This window comes from Actinoplanes sp. NPDC026670 (genome assembly GCF_040638175.1).
In the GTDB taxonomy this organism is placed as follows: domain Bacteria; phylum Actinomycetota; class Actinomycetes; order Mycobacteriales; family Micromonosporaceae; genus Actinoplanes.
In genome coordinates this window covers 205992-221229 of record NZ_JBEZXU010000007.1, presented here as the reverse complement: position 1 = coordinate 221229, position 15238 = coordinate 205992, and the positions used below count along the sequence as shown (strand labels likewise).

At 71.0% G+C, this 15238-nt stretch carries 17 protein-coding genes; 2 read left to right on the top strand and 15 right to left on the bottom strand.

Translation table 11 applies throughout. The annotated features are described in order from the left end of the window. Window positions 1-47: 47 nt before the first annotated feature. Together AB0E94_RS09880 and AB0E94_RS09875 are read right to left on the bottom strand one after the other, a co-directional pair. Window positions 48-662, bottom strand: coding sequence for a trimeric intracellular cation channel family protein (locus tag AB0E94_RS09880; protein WP_360324498.1), 615 nt, complete (start codon window positions 660-662; stop codon window positions 48-50). A gap of 7 nt (window positions 663-669) precedes the next feature. Continuing rightward, complete coding sequence (locus AB0E94_RS09875; RefSeq protein WP_360324570.1) at window positions 670-894, bottom strand: DUF3039 domain-containing protein; 225 nt, start codon at window positions 892-894, stop codon at window positions 670-672. A gap of 135 nt (window positions 895-1029) precedes the next feature. Here AB0E94_RS09875 and AB0E94_RS09870 point away from each other — a divergent pair, with 135 nt between their 5' ends. Together AB0E94_RS09870 and AB0E94_RS09865 are read left to right on the top strand one after the other, a co-directional pair. Beyond that, the gene (locus tag AB0E94_RS09870) at window positions 1030-1980 is read left to right on the top strand and encodes a pseudouridine-5'-phosphate glycosidase (protein ID WP_360324496.1); all 951 of its coding nucleotides are present in this window, start codon (window positions 1030-1032) and stop codon (window positions 1978-1980) included. A 106-nt stretch (window positions 1981-2086) separates the two neighbouring features. After that, window positions 2087-2992 (top strand): sugar kinase, encoded by a 906-nt coding sequence (locus AB0E94_RS09865; protein WP_360324494.1) that lies wholly within the window; start codon window positions 2087-2089, stop codon window positions 2990-2992. A 220-nt stretch (window positions 2993-3212) separates the two neighbouring features. Here AB0E94_RS09865 and AB0E94_RS09860 read toward each other — a convergent pair whose 3' ends face one another. The 13 genes from AB0E94_RS09860 to AB0E94_RS09800 form a co-directional block, all read right to left on the bottom strand. Continuing rightward, a complete protein-coding gene (locus tag AB0E94_RS09860; protein ID WP_360324492.1) occupies window positions 3213-3593 on the bottom strand; it encodes a DUF3099 domain-containing protein in 381 nt (126 codons plus the stop codon). Between the two features lie 66 nt (window positions 3594-3659). Next, window positions 3660-4238 (bottom strand): HhH-GPD-type base excision DNA repair protein, encoded by a 579-nt coding sequence (locus AB0E94_RS09855; protein ID WP_360324490.1) that lies wholly within the window; start codon window positions 4236-4238, stop codon window positions 3660-3662. A 32-nt stretch (window positions 4239-4270) separates the two neighbouring features. Then, complete coding sequence (locus AB0E94_RS09850) at window positions 4271-4543, bottom strand: hypothetical protein (protein ID WP_360324488.1); 273 nt, start codon at window positions 4541-4543, stop codon at window positions 4271-4273. A gap of 28 nt (window positions 4544-4571) precedes the next feature. After that, complete coding sequence (locus tag AB0E94_RS09845) at window positions 4572-5615, bottom strand: methyl-accepting chemotaxis protein (protein WP_360324486.1); 1044 nt, start codon at window positions 5613-5615, stop codon at window positions 4572-4574. Window positions 5616-5652: 37 nt separating this feature from the next. Beyond that, on the bottom strand, window positions 5653-6024 hold the full coding sequence (locus tag AB0E94_RS09840) for a response regulator (RefSeq protein ID WP_317790663.1): 372 nt from the start codon (window positions 6022-6024) through the stop codon (window positions 5653-5655). Further along, a complete protein-coding gene (locus AB0E94_RS09835) occupies window positions 6021-6296 on the bottom strand; it encodes a hypothetical protein (RefSeq protein ID WP_360324484.1) in 276 nt (91 codons plus the stop codon). Before AB0E94_RS09835 ends, AB0E94_RS09840 begins: the two co-directional genes overlap by 4 nt. Beyond that, entirely contained in the window at window positions 6277-8646 is a 2370-nt protein-coding gene (locus tag AB0E94_RS09830; RefSeq protein WP_360324482.1) for a chemotaxis protein CheA, read from the bottom strand. The genes AB0E94_RS09835 and AB0E94_RS09830 overlap by 20 nt, the downstream gene beginning before the upstream one ends. After that, window positions 8643-9041, bottom strand: a complete 399-nt coding sequence (locus AB0E94_RS09825; RefSeq protein ID WP_360324480.1) for a response regulator — start codon at window positions 9039-9041, stop codon at window positions 8643-8645. Before AB0E94_RS09825 ends, AB0E94_RS09830 begins: the two co-directional genes overlap by 4 nt. Further along, entirely contained in the window at window positions 9041-9907 is an 867-nt protein-coding gene (locus AB0E94_RS09820) for a protein-glutamate O-methyltransferase CheR (protein WP_360324478.1), read from the bottom strand. Before AB0E94_RS09820 ends, AB0E94_RS09825 begins: the two co-directional genes overlap by 1 nt. Then, window positions 9907-10530: a HEAT repeat domain-containing protein gene (locus tag AB0E94_RS09815; protein ID WP_360324476.1), complete on the bottom strand. Its 624-nt coding sequence runs from the start codon at window positions 10528-10530 to the stop codon at window positions 9907-9909. The genes AB0E94_RS09820 and AB0E94_RS09815 overlap by 1 nt, the downstream gene beginning before the upstream one ends. A gap of 41 nt (window positions 10531-10571) precedes the next feature. After that, the gene (gene cheB / locus AB0E94_RS09810) at window positions 10572-11633 is read right to left on the bottom strand and encodes a chemotaxis-specific protein-glutamate methyltransferase CheB (RefSeq protein WP_360324474.1); all 1062 of its coding nucleotides are present in this window, start codon (window positions 11631-11633) and stop codon (window positions 10572-10574) included. Between the two features lie 13 nt (window positions 11634-11646). Then, window positions 11647-13203: a chemotaxis protein CheW gene (locus AB0E94_RS09805; RefSeq protein WP_360324472.1), complete on the bottom strand. Its 1557-nt coding sequence runs from the start codon at window positions 13201-13203 to the stop codon at window positions 11647-11649. Between the two features lie 17 nt (window positions 13204-13220). Further along, window positions 13221-15161, bottom strand: a complete 1941-nt coding sequence (locus AB0E94_RS09800) for a methyl-accepting chemotaxis protein (protein ID WP_360324470.1) — start codon at window positions 15159-15161, stop codon at window positions 13221-13223. Window positions 15162-15238: the final 77 nt, after the last annotated feature.

Genomic DNA, 15238 nt, shown 5'->3' with positions numbered 1-15238 from the left:
GCGCGGAGGCGGGATCCAGCATAGCCATGGAATGTTGCCGGGTGCCGTCACGGCACCGCGACGGGAGCCGACCATCGCCGGCGCAGCGCGATCAGCCGGACGCCGGTCATCGTGACCGCGGCGATCGCGAGCGGGATCACACCGGTCTGGCCGATCCGGTGCAGGACGGCCACCAGCACGGCGCCGCCCAGGGCGACCACCGCGTAGATCTCTCGTTGCAGCACCACCGGGATCTCGCCGGTGAGCAGGTCGCGGGTCAAGCCTCCGCCGATCGCTGTGAGCATCCCCACCAGGCAGGCGCCGACCGCCGGCACACCGGCTTCGATCGCCTTCAGCGTGCCGGTCACGGTGAACAGCCCGAGCCCGGCGGCGTCCAGCGCCAGCACCGTACGCCGCACCCGGTGCAACGCCGGGTGCAGCCAGAACGCCGCGATCGAGGCGGCCACCGCGGTCACCGCGTAACGCCAGTCGGCGAACGCCAGCGGAGGCGCGGCGCCGATCACCAGGTCACGCAGGATGCCACCGCCGAGCGCGGCCGCGAAGCCGACGAACGCGACACCGAACAGGTCGAGTCGTTTCGCGACGCCGGCCGAGGCGCCCGAGGCGGCGAACACCGCCACACCGATCAGATCCGCGACGAGCAGCGGATATCCGCCCGTCACGCCCCGATCAGGCCTTCATGGCTTCGTAGATCTCCTTGCACTGCGGGCAGACCGGCGATCCGGGCTTCGGCGACTTGGTCACCGGGAACGTCTCGCCGCAGAGAGCTACCACGAAGTTGCCCATGACCGCGCTCTCGGCGATCTTCTCTTTGCGGACGTAGTGGAACATCTCGGGACCGGTGTCGGCGTCCTTGGTCTCCGGACGCTCCAGGATCTGGGTGCTCACGGTTATCTGCCCTTCATGAAATAAGCCAAGCTCCAGCCGACAAGTCTGACACCTCACGCCGGACCGGTCCAACGACAACGCGACCGGTCTCACGTGCGGTCCCGGGATCATGACGACGGCCCGCACCGTACGGTTTACCCCGTGACTGACTTCGCGATTCGATACGGCGAGCACGTGACCCGTGCCCGGCGGGACGGCCGTCCGGTGGTGGCCCTGGAGAGCACGATCATCTCGCACGGGCTGCCGCACCCCGACAACATCCGGGTGGCACGGGAGATCGAGCAGGCCGTCCGGGACAACGGCGCGGTGCCGGCCACCATCGGCATGATCGACGGCGAGGTGATCGTCGGCCTCGAGGACGCCCAGGTGGAGCGGCTGGCGTCAGCCGAGGCGGTGGCCAAGCTGTCGGTGCGCGACCTGGCGATCGCAGCGGCCCGGCGCTCCGACGGCGCGACCACCGTCGCGGCCACCAGCGCGATCGCCGCGGCGGCCGGGATCGGCGTGTTCGCCACCGGCGGGCTCGGCGGGGTGCACCGGGAGGCGAACGTCACGTATGACGAGTCGGCCGACCTGACGGCGCTCGCCCGTACCCCGATCGTCGTGGTCTGCGCCGGGGTCAAATCGATCCTGGACGTAGGCGCCACCCTGGAGCGGCTGGAGACGCTCGGCGTCTCCGTCGCCGGCTACCGGACCCGCCGCTTCCCCGGCTTCTTCATCACCGACGGCGGCTTCGACCTGGACTGGCAGCTCGACTCGCCGAAGCAGGTCGCCGACTTCATCAAGGCCCGCGCCGACCAGGGCGTCGCCGACGGCGCGCTGGTGCTGGCCAACCCGCTGCCGGCCGAGGAGCAGCTGGAGCCGGCCCTGCACGACCGGACCCTGGCGACCGGGCTGAACCTGCTGGCCGAGCAGAACATCACCGGCAAGGCGGTCACCCCGTTCCTGCTGGGCCACTTCCACTCCAGCACCGAGGGCCGCAGTCTGGCGGTCAACATCCGGATCATCCTGCGCAACGCCGCGCTGGCCGCGCAGATCGCGGTGGCCGCGACCGACGGCTCTGCCGCGCCCGTCGGTTTCGCCGTACCGGCATGACCCTCGCCGCTACCGGCGCTTCGGCGGCGGCCGCCGCTTCCGGCACTTGGGCTGCGCCCGCCGGTTTCGGCGCTTTGGTGGCGCCCGCCGGTTTCGGTGTGGCGGCATGATCCTCGTTGTCGGCGACCTGGTCACCGACGTCCTGGTCGAGCACGACGGAGAGATCCGGGCGGGCTCGGACACGGACGCGGCGATCCGGGTCGCCGGTGGCGGCCAGGCCGCGAACACCGCCGCCTGGCTGGCCCACGCGGGCCAGGAGGTGACGTTGATCGCGGCGGTCGGCGACGACCAGGCCGGGCACGACCGGGTGAGCGAACTCACCGCGGCCGGCGTGCGGTGCGCGGTGCAGGTCCTCCCAGGCGTCGCCACCGGCAGCGTGGTGGTGCTCACCGGAGCCGCCGAACGCACCATGATCACCGACCGGGGCGCCTCGCTGCGCATCGAACCGGACCACGTCACCGCCGCGATCACCGGCGCCCCGGCCGGCAGCCATCTGCACCTCTCCGGCTATCCGCTGCTGCACGCGGGCTCCCGTCCGGCGGGCCGGGCGGCCCTCACGGCCGCTTCGCGGCGAGGTCTCACGGTGAGCGTCGACGCGGCGTCCGCGGCCCCCTTGCGCGATGCCGGGGCCGGGGAGTTCCTTTCCTGGGTACGGGGAACCGACCTGCTCCTGTGCAACGCGGACGAGGCCGACGTGCTCGCCGGTCCAGGCCCGGCGGCCGAACAGGCGGGGCGGCTGACCGCGCACGTACGCAACGTGGTGGTGAAACAGGGCGCAGCCGGAGCAGTGTGGGCCGGCCCGGACGGCGTGTTCCCGGTGGCCGCCTCCCCGGTGCCGGTGAAGGACCCGACGGGCGCCGGTGACGCCTTCGCGGCCGGGCTGCTCGGGGCATGGTGCGCGGGGTCGTCACCGTCTGCCGCGCTGCGGGCCGGGGCGGTGCTGGGCGCGCTGGCCGTCTCCCGGGTCGGCGCCCGCCCGGCCCCAGAGCACCCCACTCACCCACCTGCCTGAGTGACGGCTAGCCGGACCTCAGACAGGTAATACGCCACCCATAACCGGTCTGAGGTCCGGCTCGGCACAACCAGCCGGACCTCAGGCACGTTATGAACCCGCCGAGACCTGTCTGAGGTCCGGCTAGCCGTACCGCAGGCGGGTTTGGGGCCGCATGGTGCTGGACGGCAACCTTCTCGGAAAAGCGGGCGAAGCGGACGCCCTTGGTCGGGATCGGGACTCAGTCGGCGCGGCGGCGGGGCTCGTCGATCACCTCGGAGTCGATGGTGATGTAGTCGGGCGCCGGAGGCGGCTCGGTCAGTGCCCGGCGGACGTCCTCGCGGGCGGCCGCGTCGGCGGCGCGCTCGGCCTTGGATTTGGGCGGGCGGTCGTTTGCGATCAGCACGGCCATCCAGGGCAGCAGGACCATCCCCAGGGCGCAGAGGCTCAACCAGAGCGGCAGCAACGGCACCCGGGCACTGATCAGGATCCCGCCGAGGATCAGGCAGAAGGCCCGGACGCTCATCATCGTGACGTAGCGGATCTGGCGGCTACGGAGTTGATCGTCCTGGCTGCGAGCGGCGTCGGTGATCAACACCGGACGCTCCGGATGCTTCTTCACGCGAGGTCTCCGATCGACCTCGTCATCCTCCCACCGGGCGGGCCATCGTGCCCAGCGGGGCGGGACTCAGGCCTCCTTGGCCGCTTTCGCCTCGGCCTTGACCTGCTTCTTGTAGGCCCGGACCTTACCCAGCGACTCGGCGTCGACGATGTCGGCCACCGACTTGTAGGAGCCTTCCTCGCCGTAGCCGCCGGCCGCCTCGCGCCAGCCGTCCGGCCGGACGTCGTAGAGCTTGCCGAGCAGCGCCACGAAGATCTGCGCCTTCTGTTTGCCGAAGCCGGGCAGCGCGAAGATCCGCTTGTAGAGCTCGGCGCCGTCGGCCACGCCGCGCCAGAGGCCGGCGGCGTCCCCGTCGTACTCGTCGGTGATCACCCGGCAGACCTCCTGCACCCGGGCCGCCATCGCCTTCGGGAACCGGTGCAGGGCGGGCGGCTCGGAGAAGACGGCGACCAGCGCCTCCGGGTCGAAGTCGGCCAGCTCGGCGGCGGCCGGCTCGTGCCCGAGCCGCTGCGCCAGCACCCACGGCGAGGTGAACGCCTTCTCCAGGGTGATCTGCTGGTCCAGCACGATCCCGAGGGTCACCGCGAGCGGGTCACGGTTGAGGAGGTCGTTGGCTTCGGCCGGCACCGGCAGGGAGAACGTCACGACCCCATGATGGCAGGTCGGCCAGGGGTCACTTACGCCTGGACCGTCCGCGCCAGGGCTTCGTAGGTGATGATCCGGACCTTGAGCGAGCGGCCGGCCACCCGGCTCAGCTCGCCGACCTCCATCACGTGCTCGGCCACCCTACGCAGGTCGGCCGAGGTGGTGATCGGCCGCCGCAGGCCGAGCGCCTGCACGGACAGGCTCCACAGCCCCTCGGCCATCTGCGGGCCGACGAGGTCCGCCAGCGCCTTCACGGCATCCTGCTCGGTTGGCTGCTCCTGGCCGTGGTTCTCGGCGCGGGGCATGGCGGCACCTCTCGCTTGGCTGGTCCGGTCAGAACAGTTCGATGAGGGGTTCGGCGTCGGTGTGCGAGCCGCCGGTCTGCTCGGCGTGGGTGCTCCGCTGCCGCGACATCACGTGTTTGGCGCGCAGGTCCTCCACGCTGATCATCCGGGCGATCAGCTCCTCCTCGGTGAGGGCGCCGCGGGCGTACGCGGCGACGTCCTCGGTCTGCCGCCGGACGTCGCCGACCGCGTCCGCGACGTGCTCCAGCATCTGCCGGCTGATGTCCTGGAACTGGACGTGCCCGACGGCGCCGGTGGTCTCCGAGGTGAGCGCGGCCGAGCTGCGCTGCACCTGGTCGGCGGCGCTGACCGTGTCCTTGAGGATGCCGGCGACCATCTCCGACATCTCCCGCTGGGCGTTGGCGATGCCGCCCAGCCGGCGGGTCATCGCGGTGTCCTCGCTGCCGGCCGGCAACTCCTGGTCCCGGTCGAACTGGGTGTCGTCGGAGAGCACCGCGTCCAGCTTGGCGGTGAGGTCACCGATGTTCGTGCCGATGCCGTGCGCGGCCTCGGCCGACCGGTGGGCCAGTTTGCGTACCTCGTCGGCGACCACCGAGAAGCCCTCGCCCGCCTCGCCGGCCCGGACCGCCTCGATCATCGCGTTCAGCGCGAGGATGTTGGTGGCCCGGCTGACCTCCTCGATCTGTTTGACGTGCTGGTCGAGCTCACGCATCTGCTCGACCAGCGCCCGGATCTGATGGTCGCGGTGCAGGAAGTACGAGATCAGGCGCCCGACCAGCTGGTCGTTGCTGGTGCTGACCTGGCTCAGCTCGGTCTCGGTCCGGCTGAGGGTGCCGGCGAGTTGCGCCACGTCGCCGGCCATCACCTCCGCCAGTGAGTCGACCTTCACGAGCTGCTGGATGATCGCGTGCGCGGCTTCGCCGGTCTGCTCGATGACGTCACGCACGTGCCCGTCGACCACGTCGCAGTACGACGGGACCGGGTCCAGCGCACCGGCGACGACGTCGGGGAGCAGCCCCGGCTCCTCCGTTTCGGCAGGTGTCAGCGAGAACTTGCGGAGAAGACTTGGCATGCGATACCTCCGTTTCGCCGGTCAGTCGGTCAGTCGGTCAGGCCCCGGGCAGAACCTGCTTGATCACGCCGAGGAGCTGGTCCGGGCCGACCGGCTTGACCAGCCAGCCGGTGGCGCCGGCGGCCTTGGCCTCGGCCCGCTTGGTCTGCTCCGACTCGGTGGTCAGCATGAGGATGGGGGTGAAGCGCATACCCGGGGCCTTGCGGGCCTCGCGGGCGAAGGTGATCCCGTCCATCTGCGGCATGTTCACGTCGCTGATGATCAGGTTCGGCTTGACGCCCTTGCCGAGTTTGTCGAGCGCCTCCTTGCCGTGGCCGGCGGTCTCGACGGCGTAGCCGGCCTTGGTCAGGATCGCCTTGAGGCTCATGAGCATGGTGGCGGAGTCGTCGACGAGCATCACAGTGGTCATGGAGGATCGCTTCCCTGCTTGTTGGCTGGGCCACCGCTCCCCGCGAGCAGTGGCAGCACCTGGGCCGCCAGGAAGGCGTCGTTCGGTGCTGAAGAAATCTTCGGACGGAAAAGCAGCAGGGCCTGGAGTGCGCCGGTGTGCAGATGGTTGCATCGGCGCAGGGAGATCTTCGGCCGCTTGGCGGTACGCAGCCAGCCGGTCAGCTGTTCCACCTCGTCGACCGTGACGACGCCGACCAGGTTGGCGGTCTCCTCATGCAACTCGAGCGGCAAGACCGAGCACCTCCTTCATGTTGAGCACCAGCAGGACCAGACCGTCACCGAGCAGGGCGGTTCCGGAGAACTCGTCGGCGTACGCGAGCAGGCCCTCCATCGGCTTGAGGATCACGTCGACCTCGCGGTGGAACTGTTCGACCAGCAGGCCGACCCGCTGGTTGTTCACGCTGACCACGAGGATCGGCCGGTCGGCGTCGTCGTCGAGCGTCCACGGCATGTCCAGGGCGCGGGCCAGGTCGATCACCGGGACCACTTCGCCGCGCATCATCACCACCTCCTGGTGCAGCACCCGGCTCATCTCGCCGGCCGGGACCCGTACCGTCTCGACGACCAGGTCGACCGGGATGCCGAACCGCTGCCCGGCGACGCTGACCACCATCACCTGGGTGACCGCCATCGACAGCGGCAGCCGCAGCCGGGTGGATGTGCCCTGGCCCAGTTTGGAGCGCATGGTCACGGTGCCGCCGAGCTTCTCCACGCTGGCCCGGACGGCGTCCATCCCGACTCCCCGTCCGGAGAGATCCGAAACCTGGTCGGCGGTCGAGAATCCGGGGCGGAACACCAGGTCGACCGCTTCGGTGTCGGAGAGCGACTCCAGCTCCTCCTCGGAGATCAGGCCTTTCTCGTACGCCTTGCGCTTGACCCGGTCCGGGTCGACGCCCCGCCCGTCGTCGGAGACCTCGACGATCACCGCGTCGCCGTCGGCCACCGCCGCGAGGGTCAGGCGGGCCGCACCGTGTTTGCCGGCCGCGATCCGTTCGTCGGACGGTTCGATGCCGTGGTCGAGGCTGTTGCGCACCAGGTGCACCAGCGGGTCGCCGAGCGCCTCGATGACGTCCTTGTCGGCCATCGTGTCCTCGCCCTCGGTGACCAGCTCGATGGTCTTGCCGAGCCGCCGGCTGAGGTCGCGGACGAGTCGTGGGAACCGGCCGAACGCCACCGACAGCGGCAGCATCCGGACGTCCATCACCGCCGCCTGGAGTTCCTCGGCGATCCGGTGCATGCCGGCGTACTGGTCCTTGATCCGGCGGCTGAGGATCCGGCTGCCGAACTCCTCCTCGGCGGCGTCGGCCAGGAAGGTCAGGCCGTTCTTGGCCACGTTGAGCTCGCCGACCAGCTCCATCAGCCGGTCCACCTTCTCCTGGTCGACCTTGAGGACCCGGGTGCCGACCTGGCCGCCCGGGTCGTCGGCTCGGCCGGCCGGCTCGGCCGGGACCACCATCGGGGCCGGCGGCGGCACCGCGATGTCGGAGGTGTCCGGGATGACGGCCGGCGCCGGGGCCGGGGCGGCCTCGCCGGCGAGCCGGACGACTGTCGCGATCAGCTCGTCCGGGCCGGCCTCGGCCAGGTTCACGGCCAGGCCGAGGGCGCGGGCCGCGGCTGTGACCGCGTGCCGTGCCGACCCCAGCCGGGTGCCTTCGACGGCCGGGCCGTCCATCGTCAGGGTGCGGTGCGCCGCGTGCAGCACGGCGCGGGCGTCGGCGGCCAGCTCCGAGTCGATCATCGGGGTGATCGCGACGGTGACCGGCAGCTCGGTGGTGAGCGGTGGCTCGCCGCTGAGGTGCCTGGTGATCGCGCCGGAGTCCAGTTCGACGATCTGGATCTGGTCGGGGACGTAGCGGAACAGGTACTCCAGTTCGCCGAGGGCGGCCCGGGTGGCCACGACGAACGACAGCATGCAGGTGTACTCGTCGTATTCGTCCGGGTCGGGCCAGGCCGGTGGCTGCACCACGCCGAGCCGTTCCAGGCCGGGCACCTGGCGGACCAGGTGCAGCGGGTCCTCGGCCCGGAAGAAGCAGTCGGTGTCCGGCGTGTAGTAGACGAACCGCATGGTCGACGTGGTGGTGGCGAGCCAGGCGGCGATCTCGGTGAGCCATTCGGCGTCGAACCACGCCAGCCAGTCCGGGGCGGCGTCGATCACCGGCGCCGGCACGCCCACGACTGCCGCGGCGGGCGCGGTGTCGCCGCCGAGCGGGGCGCGCAGTTTGGTGATCAGCCCGGCCGCGTCGGTCCCGGCGCTGGCCGGGAGCCGTTCGTGCGCGGTGACGTGGGCCAGCCAGCCGCGGATCAGGTCGAAGGCGGCCAGCAGGTCGTCGGTCATCTGCGAGTCGAGCCCCAGCCGGCCGCCACGGACCGCGTCCAGCAGGTCCTCGGCGGCGTGGGTGAGCCGGGTCAGCTCGGGGAAGTCGAAGAGGCCGGACGAGCCCTTGAAGGTGTGCGCGGCCCGGAACACCTCGTTGACCAGCTCCGGGTCGCCGGGTACCCGTTCCAGCTGAAGCAGCCCTTCGTCGACCTGGGCCAGCAGGTCGTTGGCCTCGGCGAGGAACTGTGCGAGCAACGGGTTCATGCCGCGTCCCTCCCGGCGGTCAGCATCGTGGCGATCCGGGCCAGCCGCTCGCCGGCCACCGGTTTGACCAGGTAGAGGTTCGCGCCGGCCTGGTACGCCCGGTCGGCGTCCCCGGGCCGGTCCTCGGTGCTGATCATCACGACCGGGGCGGCGGTGCCGACCGTCTCCGAACGGAGCGTCTCGACGCAGGTGTAGCCGTTCATCCTCGGCATGTTCACGTCGACCACGAACAGGTCGAACGAGGCGCCGAGCGCCGCCTCGACCGCCTCCAGGCCGTTCGCCGCCTCGCTCACCTCGAACCCGGCGTCGGTGAGCAGGCTGGAGTGGTAGAGCCGCACCGTGGCGGCGTCGTCGACGACGAGCACCCGGGCTCTGGTCGGGGTATCCGCGGTCATCACTTGGCTCCGCTCGGTCGCTGGTACACGAGGCCCTCCGGCAGGCGGGTCGGCGTGAAGATCGGCGAGATCCGGCTCATCGACTCGGAGTGGCCGAGGAACAGGTAGCCGCCGGGGCGCATGGCGCCGTACAGGTTCTCGGCGGCCCGGCGGCTGGACAGCTCGTCGAAGTAGATGAGCACGTTGCGGCAGAAGATGACGTCGAAGTCACGGAACGCGCGCATCGCGGCGGTGTCGCAGATGTTCACCCGGTGCAGCGTCACGGCGCTGCGGATGCCCTCGTCGACCTGGAAGCGCCCGGATCCGACGGCGACGAAGTACTTGCTCAGCCAGGTCTTCGGCACCCGCTGCACGGACCGTTCGCCGTAGCTGGCGTGGGCCGCCTTGGCGAGCACCTCGCTGTCGATGTCGGCGCCGTGGATCTCGACGTCCACGTGGTCGATCTGGTCCCATTCCTCGAGAAGGCGGAGAGCGATGGAGTACGGCTCCTCGCCGGTCGAGCACGGCAGCGAGAGGATCTTCACCGGCCCGGTGATCCGGCCGGCGCCACCGCGGGCGGCCAGCACGTTCGGCAGCACCGTGCTGAGCATGGCGTCGAACTGGTAGTCCTCGCGCAGGAAGTAGGTCTCGTTGACGGTGAGCTGGTTGATCAGCTCCTGGAGCATGTCGCTCCGGTCGGCTGTCCGCAGCGCCGCGAACCAGCTCGCGAACGTGTCGTACCGGGAGTTGCGGATGCAGGTGTCGATCCGCTTGTCGACGAAGTACCGCTTCGACGGCGTGAAGTGGATCCCGGTGCGCTTGTAGAAGTAGTCGCAGAACCGGGTGAAGTCGGCGTCGGACAACCCCGTGGCGGCAGCGCTCGTCATCACGTCGTCCCGGTCAGCCGGGGCAGCGCCGAGTTCACCGTGAACCGCAGGAACGGGTCGTCCGGGAAGCGCTCCACGGCGTCGCGCAGCAGCTGGGCGTCCTCGGCGGTGGCCGACGGCAGCAGCGCGTCGATCGCCCCGGTCACCACGTTCGGGTGCGGGTCCTCGCAGATCATCCGGACCAGCCAGGTGTGCGCCTCCGGATGTGGCAGGTCGGCCAGCACCATCGCGGTCATCACACGGACGTCGTGGTCGGGGGCGGCCAGCAGGGTCGGCAGCAGCGCCGGGACCGACTGCGGCATGGTCGCGAGCGCCGCCGCGACGGCCGTCCGCAGCAACGCCTCGTCGCTGGCCAGGTGCACCGCGAGCCCGCCGGCTACCTCCTCGGTGTCGCGGGCCGCGAGGGTGGTGAGGATCGACTCCAGGACCCGTGGATCCTCCTCGGCGCCCACCCGGGCCAGTAGCTCCGGCACCGCCTCGGCGGCATCGACCAGGCCGAGCGCGGCCTCCCGCCGGCAGTCCGGATCGGGGTCGTCCAGCTGGCTCAGCAGTGTCTCCGTGTCGGGCGGCTCGGGCCGGACCTCCTCCGGCTGCTGCGGGGTCTGCTTGCGGACGAGTCCCATCGTGCTTCTCTCTTCCTCGGCGCTCAGCGGAAGCCGACCGCTCAGCGGACCCAGTCGGCCAGCTTCTCCGCGATCTCGTAGGACGGCAGCACGACGGTGGCCCCACCCCGGCGGGCCAGTTCCCCCGGCATGCCCCAGACCACGGCTGTCTCCTCGGACTCGGCGATGGTCCGCCCGCCGCCCTCCTTGACCGCGGCCATCTCCTTGGCGCCGTCGTCGCCCATGCCGGTGAGCAGCGCGCAGACCAGCCGGCTGGGATCGATGTAGCGGCGGGCCGAGCCGACCAGCCGGTCCACGCTCGGATGCCAGCGGAACTCGGGCGTGGACGGCACGCTCTTGACGATCAGCCCGTCGGTCCGCCGGGCCACCACCACGTCGGCGTTGCCCCGCCCGATGTAGACGTTCCCGCGCTGCACCGTCATGATCCGGTCGACCTCGTGCACCCGCAGCGCGCAGGTCTCGTCGAGGCGGCGGGCCAGCGCCCCGGTGAACGAGGCCGGGATGTGCTGGGCCACCACCACAGGCGCACCGAGCGTCTCGGGCAGTTGCGGGAGCAGGTCGGACAGCAGCGCCGGGCCGCCGGTGGACGATCCGATCAGGACCAGGTCCACCGCACCGACCGCACCGAGGTCCCGCCCGGGTGGCACGGCGGCGGCCCGCCGGCTGTGCGCCCTGATCCGGGCGGTCAGCCCACCGGCCGGTTTCAGCTTCGCCGCCGAGGCGTTGCGCACCTTGTTGATCAGGTCGGCCGACACCTCGTCGATGTTCAGCGACACCGTGCCGCCCGGCTTCGGCACGTAGTCCACCGCACCGAGCTCCAGCGCCTCCAGCGTGACCAGGGCGTTGTGCTCGGTCAGGGAGGAGACCATCACCACTGGAGTGGGCTGCTCCTTCATGATCCGGGCCAGGCAGGTGAGCCCGTCCATCTCCGGCATGTTGATGTCCAGGGTCACCACGTCGGGCTGGAGGCGGCCGAGCTGTTCCAGCGCGTCCACCCCGTTGCGGGCGGTGTGCACCTCGAACCCGCCGGCCTCCGCGAGGATGCCCTTGAGAGCACGCCGCATCAGCGCCGAGTCGTCGACCACGAGTACGGACGTAGGCACCCCGAGACTCCGATCAGACCCCGACGAGCGCCTCGTCGGCGACCGTGCTGCTCAACTCCGCCGCCTGATCCGCCTGGCCCGCCGCGAGCAGCTGATCCACCTGCACGAGCAGGAGCATCCGCTGCTGATCAGGCAGGTTCGCCACCCGGGACACCACCCGCGCCTGTTCGGCGGAGAGCTCCGGCGCCGGCTCCAGCACGTTGCGGCCGACCCGGGCCACCTCGGCCACCGAGTCGACGATGAACCCGGTCCGGACCCCGCCGATGATCAGCACCACGATCCGCTGCCGCTCGTCGCGCTCGGTCCGGTCCAGCCCGAGCCGGGTTCGCAGGTCCACCACCGGCAGCACGGTGCCGCGCAGGTTGACCAGGCCCTCCACGAAGTCGTACGACTTGGGCACCCGGATCAGCGCCTCCGGCACCCGGATGATCTCCTGCACCGCGTCGACGTCGACGGCGTACTCCTCGTCGTCGAGGCGGAACACCACGAACAGTTCCTCGTCGCCGCGGCCGTCGTCGGCCGCCCGCTCATCGGGCATGTCGGGCTCGTCCTCCTGCCGGTAGTCGGCGATCTCGTTGCGTACCTCCGGCGAGTCGAACATCCGGTTCACGCTCAGCACCGAGACCAGGCGTTTGCCGTCCTCGAGCCGGCACACCGACTCCACCTCGGTCTTGCGGCCCTCACCGGCCACCACGCTCGGTAGCGGGGCGACCAGCTCGTGCGGCACGCGCAGCACCTCGCGGACGGTGTCCATCACCACGCCGACCACGCCGCCGTCGATGGAGACCACCACGATCCGGTTCTGCGGCTCGAGCGGCGTCACCGGCAGCCCGAAGACCCGGCGCATGCTCACCACCGGCAGCAGCCGGCCACGCAGGTCGATCACGCCCAGCACCCGGCTGCCGGCGTTCGGCACGTGGCTCACCGACTCGGGGGCCTGCACGATCTCCTGCACCTGGTCGATCGGGAGGGCGTACTCCTGGCCCTCGACCGCGAAGCTGACCAGCTCCAGGGTGTCGTCGAGATCGGCCTCGACGTCGCCTTCGGCGGCGAGCCGGGTCACCGCGGAGCTGTCCCGGCCGCCCCGCTTCTCCGAGGCGAGCCGGGTGAACTGGGTGCCGATCAGCCGGTCCACGTCCAGCACGGTGGTCATCTGGCCCTCGCCGGACTTGATCACCCCGACCAGCACGTCCGAGTTGACCGTCGACTGCACCGACTCGGCCGACTCCACCTGCTGCGGGTCTATGCTGATCACGCTGGAGACCCGGTCGACGACGAAGCCGAGCGGCACCCCGCCGTCCACCACGATCACCCGGGTGGTCTCGTCGTGCTCGGTCTGTTCCATCGCGCAGCAGATCCGCAGGCTGACCACCGGCAGCACCCGGCCGCGCAGGTTGGCCAGGCCCTCCAGCGACGGCGGGCCGAGCGGCACCTTCACCACGGCCGGCATCCGGATGATCTCCTGGACCCGCTGCATCGGGAAGGCGTACTGCTCCCCCGCCATGTCGAACGTGACGAAGTCGCTGTTCTCGTCGAACTCGTCGTCGGCGAGATCGGTGTCGGCGTCCATGTCTTTCCCCGTCCCGCTCAGGCGGCGTTCTGCAGCTCGTCGGCGAGCGCGGCGATCTCCTCGACCGCGGCCGCGAGTTCCTCGGCGCCCTGGGCCTGTTCCCGGGCCGCGGTGGACGCCTGGCCGGCCAGCTGCTCGGCCTGGTTGGCGGACGACGAGATCTGCTCCAGGCCGGTCTTGACCTGGCCCAGCGTCTCCGCGATGGCCAGGGCCGCCTCGCGGACCTCCTCATTGCCGCCGCGGACCTGCTGCATGTCGCGCTCGATCTCCTCGAGCCGGGCGGTGGTGGCCTTCGCCGCCTCCACCTCGGCCAGCGACAGCCGGCTGGTCTCCTCCAGGTCGGCCCGGACCTCGACGATCCGGTCCTGCACCGCCTTGACCAGGTCCTTGATCCGGTCGGCGTTGTCCGCCGAATCCCGGGCCAGGTTGCGGATGTCGGTGGACACCACGGCGAAGCCCTTGCCGAACTCGCCGGCCCGCGCCGACTCGACCGACCCGTTCACCGCCAGCATGTTGGTCTGGATCGAGACGTTCGCGATGGCGTCCACGATCTTGTCGATCCGCCGGGAGATCTGCTCCAGCTCGGTCACCTTGCGGACGTTCTCGATGCCCTCGCGGGCGGCCGTGCCGATCGCGGTGATCATCGAGTCGACGGCCTGCTTGTTGCCGGCCAGCAGTTCCAGGATCACGTCGGCCCGCTCCACCGCCGCCCCGCCCCGGGTGGACGAGAGCTGGGCGCCCTGCTCGATCTGGTTCACCGCCTCGGCGGTCTGCTGGCCCTTCTCGGCGGCCGTACGCGCACCGGTGTTGATCTCGTTGATCGCGACGTTGATCTGGCTCGCCGCCCGGTTGATCTCCTCGACCGCGGCCGACAGCTCCTCGGCGGCCGAGGCCACCTCCTCGGCGCTCTTGGCGATGTCGGTGCTGCTGCGCAGTGTCTCCGCGACCTCGGCCAGCGACTCGGACGCCTGATCGCTCTGCCGCAGCGCCTGGGTCTGCTGGGCGACCGTCTGGAGCGACTCCTCGCACGCCGCGGACTGCTGCTCGGCCGCCGCGGCGATCTCCTCGGACCGCTGCTTGGCGCTGGCCGCGGCCTTCTTGGCCTGCCCGGCGGCAGCGGCCATCTCGGTCGCCCCGGCCATGATCGTGCCCATGTCGGCCCGGATCGTCTCCAGCTGCGAGGTGATCGTCTTGCCCTTCTCCACCTCGCCCCGGGCCGTCTCGGCGGACGTCTGGACCGCGCCGGCGATCTCGGTGACGCTGCTGCGCACCTCGTCGATCAGGTCACGGATCTGCCGGGCGCTGCGCTCGCTGGTCTCGGCGAGGGTGCGCACCTCGTCGGCGACGACCGCGAAACCCTTGCCGTGCTGCCGGGCGCGGGCCGCCTCGATGGCCGCGTTCAGGGCCAGCAGGTTGGTCTGGTCGGCGATGTGCGCGACCGTCTTGACGATCTCGCCGATCTCGTCGGCCTGCTTCTCCAGTTCGGTGATGGTGGCCACCGACTCGGTCTGCCTGGTCGACGCGCTGTCCACGTTCGCCAGCAGGTTGCTGATCCCGTTGCGGGTCTCGTTCAGCAGGCTCTGGAGGGCGTGGCTCAGGTCGGCCACCTGGCGGGTCGTCGATTCCTGGCTGCTGACCCGTTCCTCGACCTGGTTCATCGCGGCCAGGCTCTCCTGGGTCGCGCCGGACGCCTCCTCGGCGCCGGCGGCGATCTGCTGCATCGCCTCGGAGAGCTGCCGGGAGGCCTCGGAGGCCTGGGCGTTCTGTGCTGAGATCTCGGTGGTGGCGGAGGCGATCCGCTCGGCCGCCTGCTGCTGTTTGGCCACCGAGCGGGCCTGGCGCCGATTCGCGTCCGGGTCGCCTCCCCGGGCCGGGCGGGCCGCCGCCGGCTGACCGGCCGGGCGGGCTGCTCGAGAGGTGTCGGCGCCGCGCCCGGTGGCGGTGCTGGTGAGGGGCATGGGTTGAACTCCCATCTGGGTCCGGTCGATCCGGCGCACGGATGTGCAATTCGTGTGCAAGTCGCCAGGATCGGGGC

Bases quoted from the DNA above. Each gene is read 5' to 3' on its own strand.
- AB0E94_RS09865 (WP_360324494.1), top strand. From the start codon at position 2,087: ATGATCCTCGTTGTCGGCGACCTGGTCACCGACGTCCTGGTCGAGCAC.
- AB0E94_RS09850 (WP_360324488.1), bottom strand. From the start codon at position 4,543: ATGCCCCGCGCCGAGAACCACGGCCAGGAGCAGCCAACCGAGCAGGAT.
- AB0E94_RS09845 (WP_360324486.1), bottom strand. From the start codon at position 5,615: ATGCCAAGTCTTCTCCGCAAGTTCTCGCTGACACCTGCCGAAACGGAG.
- AB0E94_RS09840 (WP_317790663.1), bottom strand. From the start codon at position 6,024: ATGACCACTGTGATGCTCGTCGACGACTCCGCCACCATGCTCATGAGC.
- AB0E94_RS09830 (WP_360324482.1), bottom strand. From the start codon at position 8,646: ATGAACCCGTTGCTCGCACAGTTCCTCGCCGAGGCCAACGACCTGCTG.
- AB0E94_RS09825 (WP_360324480.1), bottom strand. From the start codon at position 9,041: ATGACCGCGGATACCCCGACCAGAGCCCGGGTGCTCGTCGTCGACGAC.
- AB0E94_RS09820 (WP_360324478.1), bottom strand. From the start codon at position 9,907: ATGACGAGCGCTGCCGCCACGGGGTTGTCCGACGCCGACTTCACCCGG.
- AB0E94_RS09815 (WP_360324476.1), bottom strand. From the start codon at position 10,530: ATGGGACTCGTCCGCAAGCAGACCCCGCAGCAGCCGGAGGAGGTCCGG.
- AB0E94_RS09805 (WP_360324472.1), bottom strand. From the start codon at position 13,203: ATGGACGCCGACACCGATCTCGCCGACGACGAGTTCGACGAGAACAGC.
- AB0E94_RS09800 (WP_360324470.1), bottom strand. From the start codon at position 15,161: ATGCCCCTCACCAGCACCGCCACCGGGCGCGGCGCCGACACCTCTCGA.